Source organism: Arthrobacter sp. E3 (assembly GCF_017353415.1).
Classification (GTDB): Bacteria; Actinomycetota; Actinomycetes; order Actinomycetales; family Micrococcaceae; genus Specibacter.
In genome coordinates, this window is the sequence record NZ_JAFMPX010000115.1 from 1 (window position 1) to 300 (window position 300).

A 300-nucleotide genomic window follows, 5' to 3' on the forward strand; every position below is an offset into this window, starting at 1 on the left:
CCGTCGTGGACACAAACGGCGACAAGATCCACACAGGCTCTATCCACGACGTAACATACCGGATCCGACCCGGTCCAGGGATCGGCTTCCGCGGCGGGCTTGGCAGGTCCCCTATCAAAGGGGACAAGTGCCAGAAGTACATCTACGAAGGCCCCGAAACGTTCCCAGGGGAGCCCATACAATTCGACACGGACTTCGACTCCGGTTCCGACGTTATGGAAGTGGGCCTCCGCTACAGGTTCACCTTCCTCTCGTCCCAGCAGAAAACCTGCAAGAAACCCGGCGTCTGGACCATCGGCC

Annotated in this window: 1 protein-coding gene; it reads left to right on the forward strand. The window is 59.7% G+C overall.

The features are described 5' to 3' along the window. A partial coding sequence (locus tag JMA46_RS16870; protein WP_207346498.1) for a Kunitz family serine protease inhibitor occupies positions 1 to 300 on the forward strand: 300 nt, incomplete at both ends.